The organism is Curvivirga aplysinae, from assembly GCF_009711445.1.
GTDB classification, from domain to species: Bacteria; Pseudomonadota; Alphaproteobacteria; order UBA8366; family Aestuariispiraceae; genus Curvivirga; species Curvivirga aplysinae.
On the sequence record NZ_SMMC01000131.1, the window covers coordinates 1 to 15,929 of the forward strand.

The 15,929-nt window shown below is 41.6% G+C and carries 16 protein-coding genes; 12 read left to right on the forward strand and 4 right to left on the reverse strand.

Features of this window, described 5'->3' with window-relative positions:
• Nucleotides 1-217: 217 nt before the first annotated feature.
• Nucleotides 218-760: a phasin family protein gene (locus E1160_RS04155; RefSeq protein ID WP_155153740.1), complete on the forward strand. Its 543-nt coding sequence runs from the start codon at nt 218-220 to the stop codon at nt 758-760.
• A gap of 261 nt (nt 761-1,021) precedes the next feature.
• On the forward strand, nt 1,022-1,360 hold the full coding sequence (locus tag E1160_RS04160; RefSeq protein WP_155153741.1) for a tRNA-binding protein: 339 nt from the start codon (nt 1,022-1,024) through the stop codon (nt 1,358-1,360).
• 101 nt (nt 1,361-1,461) lie between these two features.
• Here E1160_RS04160 and E1160_RS04165 read toward each other — a convergent pair whose 3' ends face one another.
• Both E1160_RS04165 and E1160_RS04170 read right to left on the reverse strand, forming a co-directional pair.
• Nucleotides 1,462-1,965 carry a type III secretion system chaperone family protein gene (locus E1160_RS04165; RefSeq protein WP_155153742.1) on the reverse strand — a complete coding sequence of 168 codons (504 nt, stop codon included), beginning with the start codon at nt 1,963-1,965 and terminating at the stop codon, nt 1,462-1,464.
• Between the two features lie 422 nt (nt 1,966-2,387).
• Complete coding sequence (locus E1160_RS04170) at nt 2,388-2,702, reverse strand: accessory factor UbiK family protein (protein WP_155153743.1); 315 nt, start codon at nt 2,700-2,702, stop codon at nt 2,388-2,390.
• A gap of 186 nt (nt 2,703-2,888) precedes the next feature.
• On the opposite strand from E1160_RS04170, the gene rfaD reads away from it, so the two are divergent.
• From rfaD to E1160_RS04220, 10 genes are all read left to right on the forward strand, one after another.
• Entirely contained in the window at nt 2,889-3,872 is a 984-nt protein-coding gene (rfaD, locus tag E1160_RS04175; RefSeq protein WP_155153744.1) for an ADP-glyceromanno-heptose 6-epimerase, read from the forward strand.
• A 43-nt stretch (nt 3,873-3,915) separates the two neighbouring features.
• A complete protein-coding gene (lgt, locus tag E1160_RS04180) occupies nt 3,916-4,767 on the forward strand; it encodes a prolipoprotein diacylglyceryl transferase (RefSeq protein ID WP_155153745.1) in 852 nt (283 codons plus the stop codon).
• A 3-nt stretch (nt 4,768-4,770) separates the two neighbouring features.
• Nucleotides 4,771-5,874 (forward strand): class I SAM-dependent methyltransferase, encoded by a 1,104-nt coding sequence (locus E1160_RS04185; RefSeq protein WP_155153746.1) that lies wholly within the window; start codon nt 4,771-4,773, stop codon nt 5,872-5,874.
• Between the two features lie 6 nt (nt 5,875-5,880).
• Nucleotides 5,881-6,678: a peptidoglycan editing factor PgeF gene (gene pgeF / locus E1160_RS04190; protein WP_155153747.1), complete on the forward strand. Its 798-nt coding sequence runs from the start codon at nt 5,881-5,883 to the stop codon at nt 6,676-6,678.
• Nucleotides 6,679-6,753: 75 nt separating this feature from the next.
• Nucleotides 6,754-7,602 (forward strand): hypothetical protein, encoded by an 849-nt coding sequence (locus tag E1160_RS04195; RefSeq protein ID WP_155153748.1) that lies wholly within the window; start codon nt 6,754-6,756, stop codon nt 7,600-7,602.
• A gap of 224 nt (nt 7,603-7,826) precedes the next feature.
• Nucleotides 7,827-8,762: a ribose-phosphate pyrophosphokinase gene (locus E1160_RS04200; RefSeq protein WP_155153749.1), complete on the forward strand. Its 936-nt coding sequence runs from the start codon at nt 7,827-7,829 to the stop codon at nt 8,760-8,762.
• A 213-nt stretch (nt 8,763-8,975) separates the two neighbouring features.
• Nucleotides 8,976-9,608 (forward strand): 50S ribosomal protein L25/general stress protein Ctc, encoded by a 633-nt coding sequence (locus tag E1160_RS04205; RefSeq protein ID WP_155153750.1) that lies wholly within the window; start codon nt 8,976-8,978, stop codon nt 9,606-9,608.
• Nucleotides 9,609-9,614: 6 nt separating this feature from the next.
• Nucleotides 9,615-10,367: an aminoacyl-tRNA hydrolase gene (gene pth, locus E1160_RS04210; RefSeq protein WP_155153751.1), complete on the forward strand. Its 753-nt coding sequence runs from the start codon at nt 9,615-9,617 to the stop codon at nt 10,365-10,367.
• A 67-nt stretch (nt 10,368-10,434) separates the two neighbouring features.
• The gene (ychF, locus tag E1160_RS04215; protein ID WP_155153752.1) at nt 10,435-11,535 is read left to right on the forward strand and encodes a redox-regulated ATPase YchF; all 1,101 of its coding nucleotides are present in this window, start codon (nt 10,435-10,437) and stop codon (nt 11,533-11,535) included.
• Nucleotides 11,536-11,557: 22 nt separating this feature from the next.
• The gene (locus tag E1160_RS04220; protein ID WP_155153753.1) at nt 11,558-13,420 is read left to right on the forward strand and encodes an acyltransferase family protein; all 1,863 of its coding nucleotides are present in this window, start codon (nt 11,558-11,560) and stop codon (nt 13,418-13,420) included.
• Here E1160_RS04220 and E1160_RS04225 read toward each other — a convergent pair.
• Nucleotides 13,404-14,018, reverse strand: a complete 615-nt coding sequence (locus tag E1160_RS04225; RefSeq protein ID WP_155153754.1) for an FMN-binding negative transcriptional regulator — start codon at nt 14,016-14,018, stop codon at nt 13,404-13,406. The two genes, E1160_RS04220 and E1160_RS04225, sit on opposite strands and share 17 nt — an antisense overlap.
• Before the next feature lie 85 nt (nt 14,019-14,103).
• Nucleotides 14,104-15,849, reverse strand: a complete 1,746-nt coding sequence (locus tag E1160_RS04230) for a methyl-accepting chemotaxis protein (protein WP_155153755.1) — start codon at nt 15,847-15,849, stop codon at nt 14,104-14,106.
• Between the last annotated feature and the right edge of the window lie 80 nt (nt 15,850-15,929).

Here is a 15,929-nt window from a genome sequence, read left to right on the forward strand (position 1 = left end):
TGCAATATAAATAATTGTTTTTAAACTTTATCATTATAAAACATACAGATAGGATCGATTCATAAAAACTTAATATTGCGCTGCAACAAAAAATATTGACGCGGCGCAATATTTCTCCTATATCTATACTCATGTTGCACCGCAACAATAGATTTTTTTAGCCCTTCAACAACCGTTTCCCCTGTCGTTTTGATTGGCAACATTAGGAGATAAACCGATGACAAACACAAACCCATTCATGGATTTCAAGAACAATCCCTTCTTTGATCCAAAGAATAATCCGTTTTTGAACCCAGAGAATAATCCATTCTCCGGCAAAGAATTCACAAAAATGTTTGAAAAGTTTGATGCAAAAGCATTCGACCTTCCAGAACTTAAGTTGGAAGAGATTTTCGCTGCACAACAAAAGAATTTTGAAGCTGTTGCCGCTGCAAACAAAGCTGCGGTTGAAGGTGTGCAAGCTATTTTTGCAAAACAAGCAGATACACTGAACAAAGTTATCGAAGAAAGCAAAGATGTTATTTCTGAGATGACAGCTGCGGGTGAACCACAAGACAAAATTGCTAAACAAGCTGATTTGACCAAAGAAGCTTTGGAGAAATCTGTTGCTACAATGCGTGAAATTGCAGAGCTAATTGCTAGCTCTCAATCCGAAGCATTTGATATCTTGAACACTCGTTTGAATGCTCAGCTAGACGAATTTAAATCTGTTGTTAAGAAACCTGCGGCTCCTGCTAAAAGCAAAAAAGCTGCTGCTTAATTAACATATAGATTTTACTTCGGTTAAAGCCGAAGACTTATACCTCCTCCCTATTGAGGTTCTAACTGGTCAGCTTCCTTGTGAAGCTGGCCTCTTTTTTATGGCATATCAGCTGTTACAATACACCGACCAGCGAGCCACCACCTTTTAAATCCATAATTTTCTTGGGAAAGAATGAATTGTCCTTGGAATTCAGAAAAAAATCGATCAAGTTACGCCGATACAAATACAAGATCAAATTCATGAATGAGGGAATAACGAATGCCTACAATTACCTTCGATGATTTTCTAAAAGTGGACATCCGCGTCGGCACTATCATTCGTGCAGAGGCCTATCCCGAAGCACGTGTTCCAGCAATTAAGATGTGGATTGATTTTGGCCCTGAAATCGGTGAACGTAAAACGTCAGCACAAATCACGGCTCATTACACACCTGAAGGATTGGTAGGCAAACAAGTCTCGGCTGTTGTTAATTTCCCACCAAAACAGATTGGCAAGTTCATGTCTGAATGCTTGGTATTAGGGTATGAAGATGAAAATGGTGGCATCGTCCTAAACACACCAGATAGCCATGTTCCGAACGGTAAGAAATTGATGTAAAACCCATCTACTGACATCAATTTCTAATTGATGTCAGTTATCGTCCTCGCATCCCAAATAGATTTATTGGGGACCAAGTCTGTCCTTATGCAAAACTTTTCCTAAGCTTCGCCAGCGCAATCCAATAGAGCTGCCGATATTGCCTTTTCCGGTGCATGACCACCCCAGACTAGGAATTGGAACGCAGGATAGAAACGTTCACATTCAACCAATGCGACATCCATCATATCTTCCAAAATTTCGACACTCACCTGAGACAATCCACGCACCGGGATTGTATTCCGGTACATGGGTGATCCATCTTCCTGAGACAGATCAAAATGCCCCATCCAAATTTTTTGGTTCATCATGACCAAAAGATCGTTAATTCCTTTGCGTTTGCTTTCAGGAATTTTCATATCGAATTTGCACGCAAAATAAAGGGATTGCAGATCTTCACGCCATGCGAAGAACATTTCATAATCACACCATCCCCCCGCCATCTCCACAAAGATTTCGTCATACTCTGTACGCTCAAATGGCCATTCATTCGCGCGAAACATAGCTTCAACAATATCTATTGGGCTAGGTGAGGAAACTGCAAATTCCATTTCTGTCAAAGACATGCTTTTTATTCCCCTATACAGGTTACTGAATTAACCGGTACTGCCTGTGACGACTCGTCCTTTATTTCATGATACCGACGGTATTGCCACCCCCGACATCTTGTGGATAAGTCTTATTTCTTCAATAGATGTAGAGTGCCACATGCCTCTTTCTGACTCAAGAAAGAATTCCTATACACAAGCAAAATCTTGTGGATAAAAACAGGTTCGATACACAAGGGGTTGTGGATAAGCGAGTCAAATCCGCAGTTTAGCAGGCATCGCCGAAAATCAAGTTTCTCATGAAATTTTTATGTCAGATTGGGAATATATACCCTATCTAGTGGAGTATACCAAAAAGCGTGTTTGCCACACAAACCGCAAAACACGCTTAAACATTTGATTTTTATAAAATAAAGCCTGATTCGTTACTTTCGAATCACTTAATCAGACGATGCCTTTTTTGCAGCAACCTTCTTAGCCGTAGTTTTCTTGGCTGCTGGTTTCTTTAAAGAGGCAACTTCCGCCTCCAGTGTTTCAACACGCTCAGCCAATTTTTCCTGCTCCTGACGCGCTTTTGCCGCCATCGCCTGCACCGCATCAAACTCTTCACGGGTCACCAGATCCATTTCGACCATCATGCGTTCGATGCGATCTTTCACCAAACCTTCGATCTCGCCTTTAAAGCCGGAGAAAACACCAGCAGCAGAATTCGCCACTTTAGCTACATCATCAAAAAGTTTACCTTTGGTTTGCATGGGATGCCTCCTGAATTTCAAACAGGTTATTTATGGATAACATGATTTTTACCCTCACAAGTAAAATATTCCTTGGCAGAGCAAAATTACACCTTAGATATAGGCAGGAAGGGCCAGCGTTGCAATGCCAAAGAACGCAGCTTATAACCTTGAGAATAATTCTTTGATTAAATAAGGCTAAATTTCATGATTATTGTGACCGGCGGCGCAGGTTTTATCGGCTCTTACCTTGTAGGTGAATTATCAGATAAAGGCATAGGTCCGATCGTTGTTTGCGATCGCTTACGTGATGGCGGCAAATGGAAAAATATTGCCAAACATAATGTTGCCGACATTATAAATCCCGACAACCTGATGGAATGGCTTGAAAGTAATGGTCAAAATGTGGATTGCATCTTCCATTTAGGCGCGATTTCAACCACAACAGAAACAGATGCAGATTTCATTTGGCGCAATAATGTGCAATTCACCCAAAACCTTTGGGATTGGTGCGCGCGTAATCAAGCACGTTTAATCTATGCCTCTTCTGCGGCAACATATGGGGATGGCAAACTTGGTTTTGAGGATGATCAAAACCTAGAAGCAATTAATAAGTTACAACCACTAAATCCCTATGGCTGGTCCAAGAAGGTATCAGATCAACGCGCAATACAAATGGCAACAGCAGGCTATGCCCCACGCCAATGGGCCGGTCTGAAATTCTTCAATGTCTATGGCCCGAATGAATATCATAAAGGCGGACAAGAATCTGTGGCCGTTCAGCTTTTCAACAAAATCAAACAAGATGGTGAAGCGGTTCTATTTAAATCCCATCACCCCGATTATGAAGATGGCGGACAGATGCGTGACTTCGTCTGGGTAGGTGATGTGGTAAATGTGATGCTTTGGCTTTATGAAAATCATCAAACATCCGGTATCTTTAACTGTGGTAGCGGGAAAGCGCGAAGCTTCAAAGATCTCGCTTTAGCCGTCTTTAAGGCCATGGACTTGGAACCAAAGATCAGTTACCGCGACACACCAGAACATATTCGTAAACATTATCAGTATTTCACTGAAGCCAATATGCAAAAGCTTCGTGCGGAAGGGTATGACCATAACGGCACATCCTTGGAAGATGGCGTCAGTGAATATGTCCGTAAATATTTAGCAACAGAAGATTGGTATCGTTAAGAAGTTCAACTTGGCGTCAGATAAAGAAAGATAAGGTTAGCAGATGGGTCCCTTCCACTTCCCTGAAATTGATCCGGTGGCATTAGCCCTTGGTCCTATTGAAATTCGTTGGTATGCACTTGCTTATATCACAGGCCTTGTTTTTGCTTGGCGATACGGAATGCGCGTCGCAGGACGCTCACCTCATCTTCTAAAACCGGACCATATTGATCAATTCCTCACTTGGGCTGTATTCGGTGTCATAATCGGCGGTCGCCTTGGCCATATTTTATTCTATTATCCGGGCTATTATTTAAGCAATCCCATAGAAATTCTTTATGTTTGGGAAGGCGGCATGGCCTTCCATGGGGGGTTACTTGGTGTGATTGGCGCCATGTATCTATTTGCTAAAAAGCATAAGCTGAAATTCTTCTGGCTTGCTGATGTCGCTGCGATTGTGGCCCCGGTTGGTTTATTCTTTGGCCGCATTGCCAATTTTATCAATCAAGAACTCTGGGGACGCGTAACCGATGTATCCTGGGCGGTGATCTTCCCCCGTGCAGGACCGGAACCACGCCATGCAAGCCAACTCTATGAAGCCGCAATGGAAGGAATATTGTTATTCCTTGTGACATTCGGTGCGTATAAGTTCTTGAACGCTCGCCAACGTCCGGGGTTAATTTCAGGCCTATTTTTAATCGGATATTGTATTGCTCGTGCCATTGGTGAAATTTTCCGTGAACCTGAAGTTTTAACAACAGGCCTACCATTCAACACCACTTGGGGACAATGGTTATCCGTACCGATGGCTCTTTATGGCGGTTATTTAGTATGGAGTGCCTATAAAAACCCAATTGAAGAAAGCAAAACACCTAAAAAAGACACCCCTTCAAAAAAATCAAAGAAGAAAGCTTAATCTATGACACCACTTGCCCATGTCATTCGCCAACATATTAAAGGCACAGGCCCTATGTCTGTCGCTGACTATATGGGGCTATGCCTTGGGCATCCAGAATATGGATATTACATTACACGGGACCCTTTTGGTAAAGCTGGCGATTTCATCACAGCCCCCGAAATATCTCAAATGTTTGGAGAGTTAATCGGACTTTGGTTTGCCCAAGCGTGGATTGATAGAGGCAGCCCAAAAGAATGCCACCTTATAGAATGTGGCCCGGGACGTGGTACTTTAATGTCAGACATCCTACGTGCGACTAAAATGGCGCCGGGTTTTCAAAAAAGCCTCCACATTCATTTAGTTGAAACCAGCTCCACCCTACGCCAATCACAAAAACAAACATTAGGCGGATATTCTGCCGAATGGCATGATGACCTTAACAGTCTGCCTCCCCCTTCACCTGATTCTCCACATTTCTTTATCGCCAATGAATTTTTTGATGCGCTTCCGATTCATCAGTTGCTGAAAACAGACCTTGGGTGGCGTGAACGAGTTATTATCTGGGATGATGAGAGTAAAGGCTTTGCCTGGAGCTTAAATGCAAGAAAAACTAATTTGGATGCAATGCTTTCCGAAATGATCATTAAGGAAGCAGAAACAGGTAGCATCGCCGAAGTGAGTCCTATTTCGATAACGTTAGCCGAAATAATGGCCGACCATATTGCCCGCAGCAATGGCGTTGGTCTCTTCATTGATTATGGATATGCGCAATCTGCAACAGGTGATAGTTTTCAGGCCCTTAAAGACCATGAATTTTGTGATTGCCTGGATCATTGCGGTGAGGCTGACTTAACAGCACATGTTGATTTTCAAGCCATCGCCAATGCCTTTAATCGAATTGGATGTGAAAGTTTGCCATTATTAGAACAAGGTTTGTTTTTACAAAGAATGGGAATCGAAGCACGTGCAGCACAACTTTCTGCCAATGGAAATGACAAACAAAAGCAAGATATTAGCAGTGCGCTCAAACGCTTGACTGATAATGAAGAAATGGGCAGCCTATTTAAGATGTTAGCGATACGTGCCGCTGATGGCGCCCCTCTTGCCGGATTTGAAGCAGGATAAATTTTGATGATTGAAGACAAACATATTCTTACAGATGATAGTTTGAAATTAGGTGGTATTAACCATGGTTTCTTTACACGGGGTGGTGGAGTCAGCGAAGGTATTTATAAAGGCTTAAACTGCGGCAGCGGTTCAGACGATGATCCTGATAAAATTCAAGAAAACCGTGATCGTGTTGCGGTAAAATTAAAAGTGGATCAAGCCTATCTCTTAAGCCTTTATCAAATTCATTCCGCAGAAGTCGTGACAATTGACAGTAAACCTGATCTGGATATGTGGAACAGTATGCAACGTCCAAAAGCCGACGGTTTTGCGACTAAACGCGATGATATAGCCCTTGGTATCCTGACCGCTGATTGTGGCCCTGTTCTTTTCGCGGATGAAAAAGCATCTGTTATTGGTGCCTGTCATGCAGGCTGGAAGGGCGCCATTGGTGGGGTTATGGCAAATACAGTCAGCGCCATGGAAAAACTGGGCGCTGATCGCAGCAATATCAAGGCTGTATTAGGTCCCTGTATTCATCAACATTCTTATGAAGTCGGTTCCGAATTCGTTGTGGAATTTGTCACCAGAGACTCAGTTAACACTAAATACTTCAGCCCAAGCGAACGCCCTCGCCATTCTATGTTTGATCTTCCCGGTTTTATTCTAGATAAACTCGCAACGCTTGGTCTGGCTTCATTTACGAAATTAGACTGGGACACCAGAGAAAACGAAGACTTGTTTTACAGCTATCGTCGCACCACTTTAGCAAAAGAACCCGACTATGGTCGTCAAATCTCGGCGATTTCACTCGCGAAATAAAGGATCAACTTATGCCTTGGCTAATCCAGTTATTTGCCTTTTTCTTTCTTGCAATGATCGCAGGATGCTTCTTCGTTGTTTAAACATTTCCTCGCGATACTATGCGTCTTCATAATTGCAGCTTGTGGTGAAATCCCTCGCCCCTATAAAACGCAAAGCGAAGATGAAAAACTTTCCAATATCCTAATTATTCCTGATGATGCTCGGGGTATCTATTATCAAACAAGTGATAATGAAGACGACCAACGCTTCGCATCTTTATTGATTGAGCGTTTAGCACAATATAATATACCAGTTACGCAAACGGATAGCCTAGATAAAAGTTATCATTTATCTGGTAGCATTGTTCATAAAGAAAAAGAAATTCGCTATGTCTGGGATTTCTTTGATAATCAATATGACGAATTGAAGACCAAAGAAACTGCCCTGCCTATTTCTAGTGATGTTTCAAAAAATATTGTAGAACAACAACTCGCCAATCAAATCGCATTGCAAGTTGCAATTACCTTAAAACCTGACGTGATTGATGCACTCAATAAACAGCAAAATCTTAACAATATAAGTGTCAAATTATTGCGGATAGTAGGTGCACCCGGTGACGGTAATATTGCGTTAAAACGTAATATCATTTCCATCTTGAAAAAAGCACGTATCAAAATTGTTGAAGACACCGCCCGCGCAGATCTAGTTATTTCAGGTGCTATTCTTGTTAAGCAACTTAATGATACTCAAGATCAAGTGCGTATCGATTGGCTTTTTCAAGACCATCTTGGGAATGAACTACGAAGCATAAAGCAGCAAAATAATATTCCCCACGGTCAACTTAACGAACGTTGGGGTGATACAGCTTATATCATTGCTGTTGGGGTTGTTCAGGATGCTGCCTTAACGTTAGACGAACTTCTTTTACAAAGAGCAAATTAGTCACATTCGAACTATAATTTTCCTAACCGTCAAAAAAGATTCACTTTTCATCTGAATCAGCGCGAAGAGTCGTTTACAAATTATCCCCATCTTTGCTATAGGAAGACTTGGAATTTGCAGTGATCCAGCATTGTTGATAATGCATCAGGCATTTTCGTCAGGATCAAAACCTAGGCACCTGCCCGTTGAAGTAGCTGCCTCACTAAATAAAGAGTGATACTTTCATGAAAATCCTCTCTGGTAACGCCAACCGCCCTCTTGCTGAATCCATCTCTGCCTATCTAGGTGTTCCCCTTACAAAAGCTTCTATCCGTCGTTTCTCCGACATGGAAATCTTTGTAGAGATCCTAGAAAATGTACGTGGTGAAGATGTATTCGTTGTTCAACCAACAAGCTTCCCAACCAACGATAACTTCATGGAATTGTTGGTAATGATTGATGCATTGAAACGCGGATCTGCCCGTCGTATTACAGCCGTGATCCCTTATTTCGGTTATGCGCGTCAAGATCGCAAAACAGGCCCACGTACCCCGATCTCTGCTAAATTGGTGGCAAACCTGATCGAAACAGCAGGTGCGGATCGTGTCTTAACCATTGATTTACACGCCGGACAAATTCAAGGTTTCTTTGACATCCCGACAGATAACTTATTCGCCTTACCTGTTCTACATACACATTTGAAAAGCCAGTTGTCAGAGGAAGATACTCCGTTGGTTGTATCCCCGGATGTTGGTGGTGTTGTGCGTGCACGTGCTTTGGCAAAACGTTTAGATTGTGATTTGGCAATTATCGACAAGCGTCGTGAAAAAGCTGGTGTTTCCGAAGTTATGAACATCATTGGTGATCCAGAAGGTCGTAGCTGTATCTTGATTGACGATATCGTTGATAGTGCTGGAACATTATGCAATGCAGCAAAAGCATTGAAAGATGCAGGTGCAAAATCTGTAAGTGCCTATGTAACTCATGGTGTTTTATCAGGCGGTGCCGTTGCCCGCGTGGCGTCTTCTCCATTAGAAGCATTAGTTGTTACAGACTCCATTCAGGCAACCGAAGCCATGCGTGCGAGTCATAATATTCAGCAAGTTCCTGTTTCTCCACTATTGGCCGAAGCAATTAAACGCATTTATGAAGAAAAATCTGTCTCTTCTCTTTTCGAATAAGATCGTACTTTTCTTCTGTAGAACTATTCAGGGTCGCATTCTAACGCGACCCTTTTTATATATAAGTATTAGCAGATTAGGGTTGCATTTTATCCGACTTTTCCTTATAAGCCGCGCCATGGTCTAACACCCCTGGAGGTTGGACCTTAAACCTATGGGTAAATTTCTTGCAATATACCCACTGTTTTAACACTCATTTATTAGGAGATTTCCATGAGTGATATTTCTGTTATCCCAGCTGTAAAGCGGGAACGAGCAGGTAAGGGGGCAGCTCGCGCTATCCGTCGTGAAGGCCTCGTACCATGTGTAATTTACGGTGACAACAAAGACCCGTCTATGGTGTCTGTTGACCCACGTGTAATCTGGAAAGGTCTAGAAAGCGGCCACTTCTTCTCTACTGTTTACACAGTTGACGTTGAAGGTGGTTCCAAAGAAAAAGCTTTGGTTCGCGACGTTCAGTTCCACCCAGTTTCTGATCAAGTATTGCACGTTGATTTCGTGCGTGCTGGTAAAAACACAACACTTAACGTATCCGTTCCTGTTGTTTTCTTGAACGAAGATTCCTGTGAAGGTGTTAAAGCAGGCGGTATCATCAGCTACGTACGTCACGAAGTTGAAGTTATCTGTGCTGCAACAGACGTTCCTTCTGAATTCACACTTGATTTGGCGACAGCTCAAGTTGGCGATACAATCCGTATCTCCGACATTGACATGCCAGAAGGTGTTGCCTCTGCAATTACCGACCGTGACCCAGTTGTTGTGAATATCGCAGCACCTAAAGGCGCGGCTTCTGCTGATGATGCAGAAGAAGAAGGTGAAGCAGAAGAAGCTACATCTGAAGAGTAAGACTTTATGTTGTTGCTGGTTGGTTTGGGCAATCCTGGCCCGAAATATGAAAACAACCGCCACAATATCGGTTTTATGGCGGTGGACGAACTCGTTCGCCGCCATTCTTCTTTTGGTCCTTGGAAATCTCGTTTCCAAGGTATGATTTCCGAAGGCCGTATCGGAACAGAGAAAGTTCTACTTCTCAAGCCACATACATATATGAATAATTCAGGCCAAGCTGTTGGCGAAGCTATGCGTTTCTACAAATTGGAATCGCAAGATGTCTTTGTCATTTATGATGAACTGGATATTCAACCGGGACGCCTAAAAGTAAAATTTGCAGGCGGCCATGGTGGGCATAATGGTCTACGTAGTATAGATGCCCATATTGGCAAAGATTATACCCGAATCCGTTTAGGTATTGGTCACCCCGGTGATAAAAATAAAGTTTCCAATTATGTATTGGGTGACTTTGGAAAACAGGATCGCGATCTGATTAACAAACAGATTAATGCGGTGATTGATGCGTTGCCAGAGTTACTAGAGGCAGAAGACATCAATAAAGGCAGTGGGAAATTTATGACTAAGGTTAGTGTCATTATGAACCCACCTGCCAATCAAAAGAAAACAGAAACAAAAGATGCGTTGGCAGCTGCAAAAAATAGCGCCCCTCAAAAAGTTTCATCTCCACAAAAACAGACAGAAGTGACTAAACCTGCCTTATCCGGTTTAGCCGCAGCTTTTCAAAAAGCTAAAGACAAGCTAAATAATTCATAACTGAGTTGGGCCTGCTGGCTCCGGTACAGAGATTTCGCTCTGTCCTAATCAATAAAGGATCAAAACCATGGGTTTTAATTGCGGTATCGTTGGTCTTCCAAATGTTGGTAAATCCACACTTTTCAACGCATTAACACAAACACAAGCAGCGGAATCTGCAAACTATCCTTTCTGTACGATTGAGCCGAATACAGGTCGTGTATCTGTTCCGGATACCCGTTTGGACAAGCTGGCAGCACTTGCAGGCTCACAAAAAGTAATTCCTACACAATTAGAATTCGTAGACATCGCGGGCCTTGTTAAGGGAGCTTCTAAAGGTGAAGGTCTAGGCAATCAGTTCCTTGGTAATATTCGCGAAGTAGATGCCATTTGCCATGTTTTACGTTGCTTCGAAGATGGCGATATTACGCATGTGGATGGGTCTGTAGATCCAATCCGCGATGCAGATGTGGTTGAGACAGAATTGATGCTTTCCGATATGGAAAGCCTTGAGAAACGCGTCGCAAACCTAACCAAGAAATTACGTGGCGGCGATAAAGAAGCAAAAGCTGATATCGAGTTAATGGAACGTTGTTTGGAAGTTCTTCGCGACGGCAAACCAGTCCGCGCCATGGAAATTGATGAAGATGAAAAACCACGTCTAAAACGCATGCAGCTTATCACATCTAAACCTGTTCTTTATGTGTGTAACGTAGAAGAAGATTCTGCGTCAGAAGGTAATGAGTTATCTGCGAAAGTTGCTACCTGGGCAGAAGAACAAGGTTGTGGTTCTGTTGTTATTTCTGCCGCAATCGAAGCTGAAATTGCGCAAATGGAAACAGAAGAGGAAAAATCTGAATTCCTTGCAGATCTTGGTTTGGAAGAAACAGGTTTGGCTCGTGTTATCCGCGCAGGCTATCAACTTCTTGATCAAATCACTTTCTTCACCGTCGGTCCGAAAGAAGCACGCGCATGGAACGTGAAAAACGGTGCAACAGCACCAAATGCAGCTGGCGTTATTCACACCGATTTTGAACGTGGCTTTATCTGCGCAGAAACAACGGCATATAATGATTATATCGAAGCAGGTAGCGAAGCCGCGGTAAAAGAAGCTGGTAAAATGCGGCTGGAAGGTAAAGAATATCTCGCAAAAGACGGTGATATCTTTAACTTCCGTTTCAACGTGTAAGAATTTAAAGATATCTGATTAAATGAAATATCGTCCTGAAATAGATGGCTTACGTGCTATTGCAGTAATCCCAGTCATCTTATTTCATGCTGGCTTTCAAATTTTCAGCGGTGGCTATGTTGGTGTTGATATTTTCTTTGTTATCAGTGGCTACTTAATCACCTCTATTTTGTTGAAAGAACTGGAACAGGGCGATTTCTCTATTCTACGTTTTTACGAACGTCGCGCAAAACGTATATTACCTGCACTTGTTGCGGTTTCTCTAGCAATTTTAATATTTGGATATTTCTTCACTTTACCATTCAAGTTAGAAGAAATATCTAAAACAATTATCGCTGTCGGCCTCTTTGCCTCCAACATTTTCTTTTGGACCGAGGTTAATTATTTTGCCCGATCCGCTGAAGAAAATCCGCTGCTTCATACCTGGAGCCTAGCGATTGAAGAACAGTTCTATCTTATCTTTCCAATATTTCTTCTACTAATTTGGCGCTTACGAAAACAATGGGCATTATGGCTGATTATTTTGGGAGCTCTAAGTAGTTTTGCGACTGCTGAATATGGATGGCGTTTTAATCCCGTTGCAAATTTTTACCTAACACCAACTCGTGCTTGGGAATTACTGATAGGTTGTATATGTGCATTTATCTTACATAAGAAGCAATTTTCAGGAAATAATTTGCTCGCTCTAGTCGGCTTCATATCTATTATCCTGTCTATTTTCTTATATGATAAGACAACACCTTTCCCTTCCTTCTATACCTTATTACCTGTGATCGGAACCGCTTTAATTATTCTTTATGCAAAGAGCGATACAGCTATCTCCAAATTTCTTTCCCTGAAAGCTTTAGTCGCTATTGGATTGATTAGTTATAGCGCCTATTTATGGCATCAACCTATCTTTGCCTTTTCACGTATTTTATCATCAAATCATCTCTCATATTTAACAATTATACTTCTGATTATATTAACTTTCATCTTTTCCGGTCTTAGTTGGAAATATATTGAACAGCCCTTTAGATCCAAACAGTATCGTTTAACACAACGATCCACGTTAATGCTTTCGATTACAAGCTTACTATTTTTGATTTGCCTTGGCACAGTAGGATATTATTCGAAAGGAGCCCTCCATCGCTTCGATGCTGAAGATCAATATTTAGCGTCTTTAAGTTATGTGGAGGAGGGAAAATATGTTGATAAACGTTTTAATATACTTTCTGAACAATCTTTTCCTGAAAAAAACGGCCAACAAAATGTTCTTATTATCGGAGATAGCTATGCTAAAGACTTCGTAAATATGATTTATGAAAATAGCTACGAACGAAATGTAAATATTGTAACTTACACAATCCCAGGAAATTGTGGGAACCTTTATACCAGCCGTGATATTTCACAATTCCAAAGCCATGATTGCTATCTTTATCCGGGATATGAAGATAAGAAGCTTATAGAATTAACGAAAAAGGCCGATTATATATTTTTAGTCTCTTCCTGGGCACAATGGCATCTTCCGTATTTACAGGAAACCTATGATAACCTTGATGCGATCACTGAAGCCGATATTGTGCTCGCCACGACAAAAGGATTTGGACAGATTAACCCACAAGAGCTTTTATATATGCCAAAAACGAAACGAACTGGTTTCCGGCAAAAAGTTCCTGATAGCGTAAACAAAACAAATGAATTCATAAGAAAATTAGATATCCCATATATTTTGGATATTCCCAAATTTATCTGCGATTCAACAAATTCATGCCCAATCTTTGACACAGAAAACCGTCTGATATCATATGATGGCGGCCATCTTACACGGCATGGAGCCCTATATGTAGGTGATAAACTTCGTCAATCACCGATCATGATTGATGCATTTAACTTGGTGCCATAACATTGCTAATGTCCTTTACCAATGCAGGTTCATCTCCTTGATCCTTTAAGATCGATAATACAGATTTCTGATCTATTTCTGGTTTATTCTGATTAAGTTTAAGCTTGCATTGAATATCTGATATTTCCATTTTAAAACAAACGATACCGCGCTTTAGTGCTTCATATTTTCTAGAGTCAACTTCTGATGGGGACCAACCTTTAGCTCCCTCATACTGATATGATAACTTCTTCATAAAGTTATTAATCTCTTTCACATCATCAATAATATTAATCACACCTGTCACATGCACTATAGCATAAGCCCAAGTAGGTACTTGATCCTTGGTTTCAAACCAACGTGGAGAAATATAGCCATGTGCACCTTGGAAAATGACTGTATGTAGCGTCTTATCTTCAAATCGCTTCCAATGTTTATTTGGGCGGGCTACATGTCCAAGGAGGATATTGCCATCCCTCAAAAACGGGAGATGCGTGATATAAGGATTATTTTCCCGCGTATCATCATGTGGTGACACCAAAGTAGCAAAACCGTATTGATCAATAATCTCATACGCTTTTTCGATATTTTTTTCTTCAAAATGAGACGGAATATACATAGCAAGCTCCTAAGTTTTCATCGCACCATAAAAAAATGGCTCCTCGCAAGGAAGAGCCATTTTTATCAATCGAGGAGAGCCATTTTTAAGCTTCACGTACCTTTTTAAGAAATATTTGAATTTGGCTTGTCAGGAATTCAGATTTTTCTAGCAATGCCCCTGAAATCTCCAACACATTCATGGAAGCTTCACCTGTTTTATTCGCGGCGACACTTACTTCCGTAATTGTATCGGTCACTTCTTGTGTTCCACGTGCAGCCTGTTCCACATTCATCGCAATCTCACCAGTTGCGGCTTCCTGTTCTTCAATGGCACTGGCAACACCACTGGAAGTCTCATTTAACTGCCCAACGGTCCCAACAACTTCGCCGATTGCCCTCACTGCTTCCTTAGTCGCAGATTGCACTTGAGTAATCTGCATATCGATTTCCCCAGTTGCATTCGCAGTTTGATTAGCCAAATTTTTCACTTCATTTGCAACAACGGCAAAACCTTTACCGGCCTCCCCAGCACGCGCCGCTTCGATAGTTGCATTCAATGCAAGTAAATTGGTTTGATCAGCAATTTCACTAATAAGTCCCATCACATCGCCAATTTTCTGTGCGGCCTCATCCAAACCTTTAATTTGTTGTGCAATCGCATCTGCCTGACCTGTGGCATTGGTAGAAATTTGTGCTGAAATCGCAACTTGGTGACTAATTTCACGAATAGACGCCGTTAACTGCTCTGCTGCGGATGCAACAGTTTGCACATTGGTTGCTGCCTCATTTGCAGCAGAAGATACAACAACGGACCGTTCAGACGTAGATACGGCGATTCCTTTCATGGCCTCCGCTGTCCCCTTCATCAACTCAGCGTTTTCGGATACATATCGAATGGCATCTGCAACATCACGATCAAAATTCAAGCTCAGTTCTTCAATATAGGCAGCACGTTTGGCAGCCATTTCCTGAACTTGGCGATCCTTTTCCGCCAATTCATCTGCTTTGATCATATTTTCACGGAAAATCTCAACGGCATCAGCCATATGGCCAATCTCTGTATTTCGACCAAGCCCTGGAATACGGATATCCATATTCTTCTTAGCCAATTCCTTCATCGCATCCACCATAGATGAAATTTGCAATGTGGTTGTTGTCACTAAACTGACGCCAATGACCAATGATCCAACGATTGAAATAATACTTAATACCGTCAAGGTATATAAAGTTGATTTTTCATGATTTTCTGCTGTTAACAAAGCCTGTTCGGTAAAGGCTTCAATCTCATGAAGTGCCGTTTCCAGTTCATGATCGATTTGATCTTCAAGGATTTGAATTTTCTCAGCCCCCTTGATCACCGCATCCCATTCACCATTTGAAACCTTTTTAAGCATATCTAAAGCAAGTTTGTCATATTCATCATGCTCTTTTTCAACATTCTTCAAGATCGCTAGTAACTTTTTGAACTCTGCTTCCGCCGCGGTCCCAGCCACATGTTCAATCGCTAATTCAACACGTTCTTCAGCATCAATAATTTCTTGCTGAACGGATTTAGTTAAACCTTCAAAAGTACGATATAACTTATCAAACTTCACACGAATCGATGGCTCTTTCTCCATCTCAAATCCGAGCGCAATGCCCCGTTCAAACAAAATAGCTTGTTCTAACTGATGAATTGTAATCGCTGTAATTTTCTTTGTAAGAGGCATATCTTCTTCGGCGATTTCTTCAATTTCCTTACCAATGGAAGTCATCTGATAGATGGCGTAAGATGAAATTGTAATCGTAACAAGTATACTTACGGCTAGTAACGCATAAATTTTATGAGAAATCTTATAGTTTTTGAGCATTTATAAATTAATCCCCGCCCTATCGTTGTTCTTCAAGTGCCAATCAAGAATAAGATAGCCTTCCATCTATAGTAGCACCT

Coding starts and splice junctions, on each gene's coding strand:
- E1160_RS04155 (WP_155153740.1), top strand. CDS start 218: ATGACAAACACAAACCCATTCATGGATTTCAAGAACAATCCCTTCTTT.
- E1160_RS04165 (WP_155153742.1), bottom strand. CDS start 1,965: ATGTCTTTGACAGAAATGGAATTTGCAGTTTCCTCACCTAGCCCAATA.
- E1160_RS04170 (WP_155153743.1), bottom strand. CDS start 2,702: ATGCAAACCAAAGGTAAACTTTTTGATGATGTAGCTAAAGTGGCGAAT.
- E1160_RS04185 (WP_155153746.1), top strand. CDS start 4,771: ATGACACCACTTGCCCATGTCATTCGCCAACATATTAAAGGCACAGGC.
- E1160_RS04205 (WP_155153750.1), top strand. CDS start 8,976: ATGAGTGATATTTCTGTTATCCCAGCTGTAAAGCGGGAACGAGCAGGT.
- rfaD (WP_155153744.1), top strand. CDS start 2,889: ATGATTATTGTGACCGGCGGCGCAGGTTTTATCGGCTCTTACCTTGTA.
- E1160_RS04200 (WP_155153749.1), top strand. CDS start 7,827: ATGAAAATCCTCTCTGGTAACGCCAACCGCCCTCTTGCTGAATCCATC.
- ychF (WP_155153752.1), top strand. CDS start 10,435: ATGGGTTTTAATTGCGGTATCGTTGGTCTTCCAAATGTTGGTAAATCC.
- E1160_RS04160 (WP_155153741.1), top strand. CDS start 1,022: ATGCCTACAATTACCTTCGATGATTTTCTAAAAGTGGACATCCGCGTC.
- pgeF (WP_155153747.1), top strand. CDS start 5,881: ATGATTGAAGACAAACATATTCTTACAGATGATAGTTTGAAATTAGGT.
- pth (WP_155153751.1), top strand. CDS start 9,615: ATGTTGTTGCTGGTTGGTTTGGGCAATCCTGGCCCGAAATATGAAAAC.
- lgt (WP_155153745.1), top strand. CDS start 3,916: ATGGGTCCCTTCCACTTCCCTGAAATTGATCCGGTGGCATTAGCCCTT.
- E1160_RS04220 (WP_155153753.1), top strand. CDS start 11,558: ATGAAATATCGTCCTGAAATAGATGGCTTACGTGCTATTGCAGTAATC.
- E1160_RS04230 (WP_155153755.1), bottom strand. CDS start 15,849: ATGCTCAAAAACTATAAGATTTCTCATAAAATTTATGCGTTACTAGCC.
- E1160_RS04225 (WP_155153754.1), bottom strand. CDS start 14,018: ATGTATATTCCGTCTCATTTTGAAGAAAAAAATATCGAAAAAGCGTAT.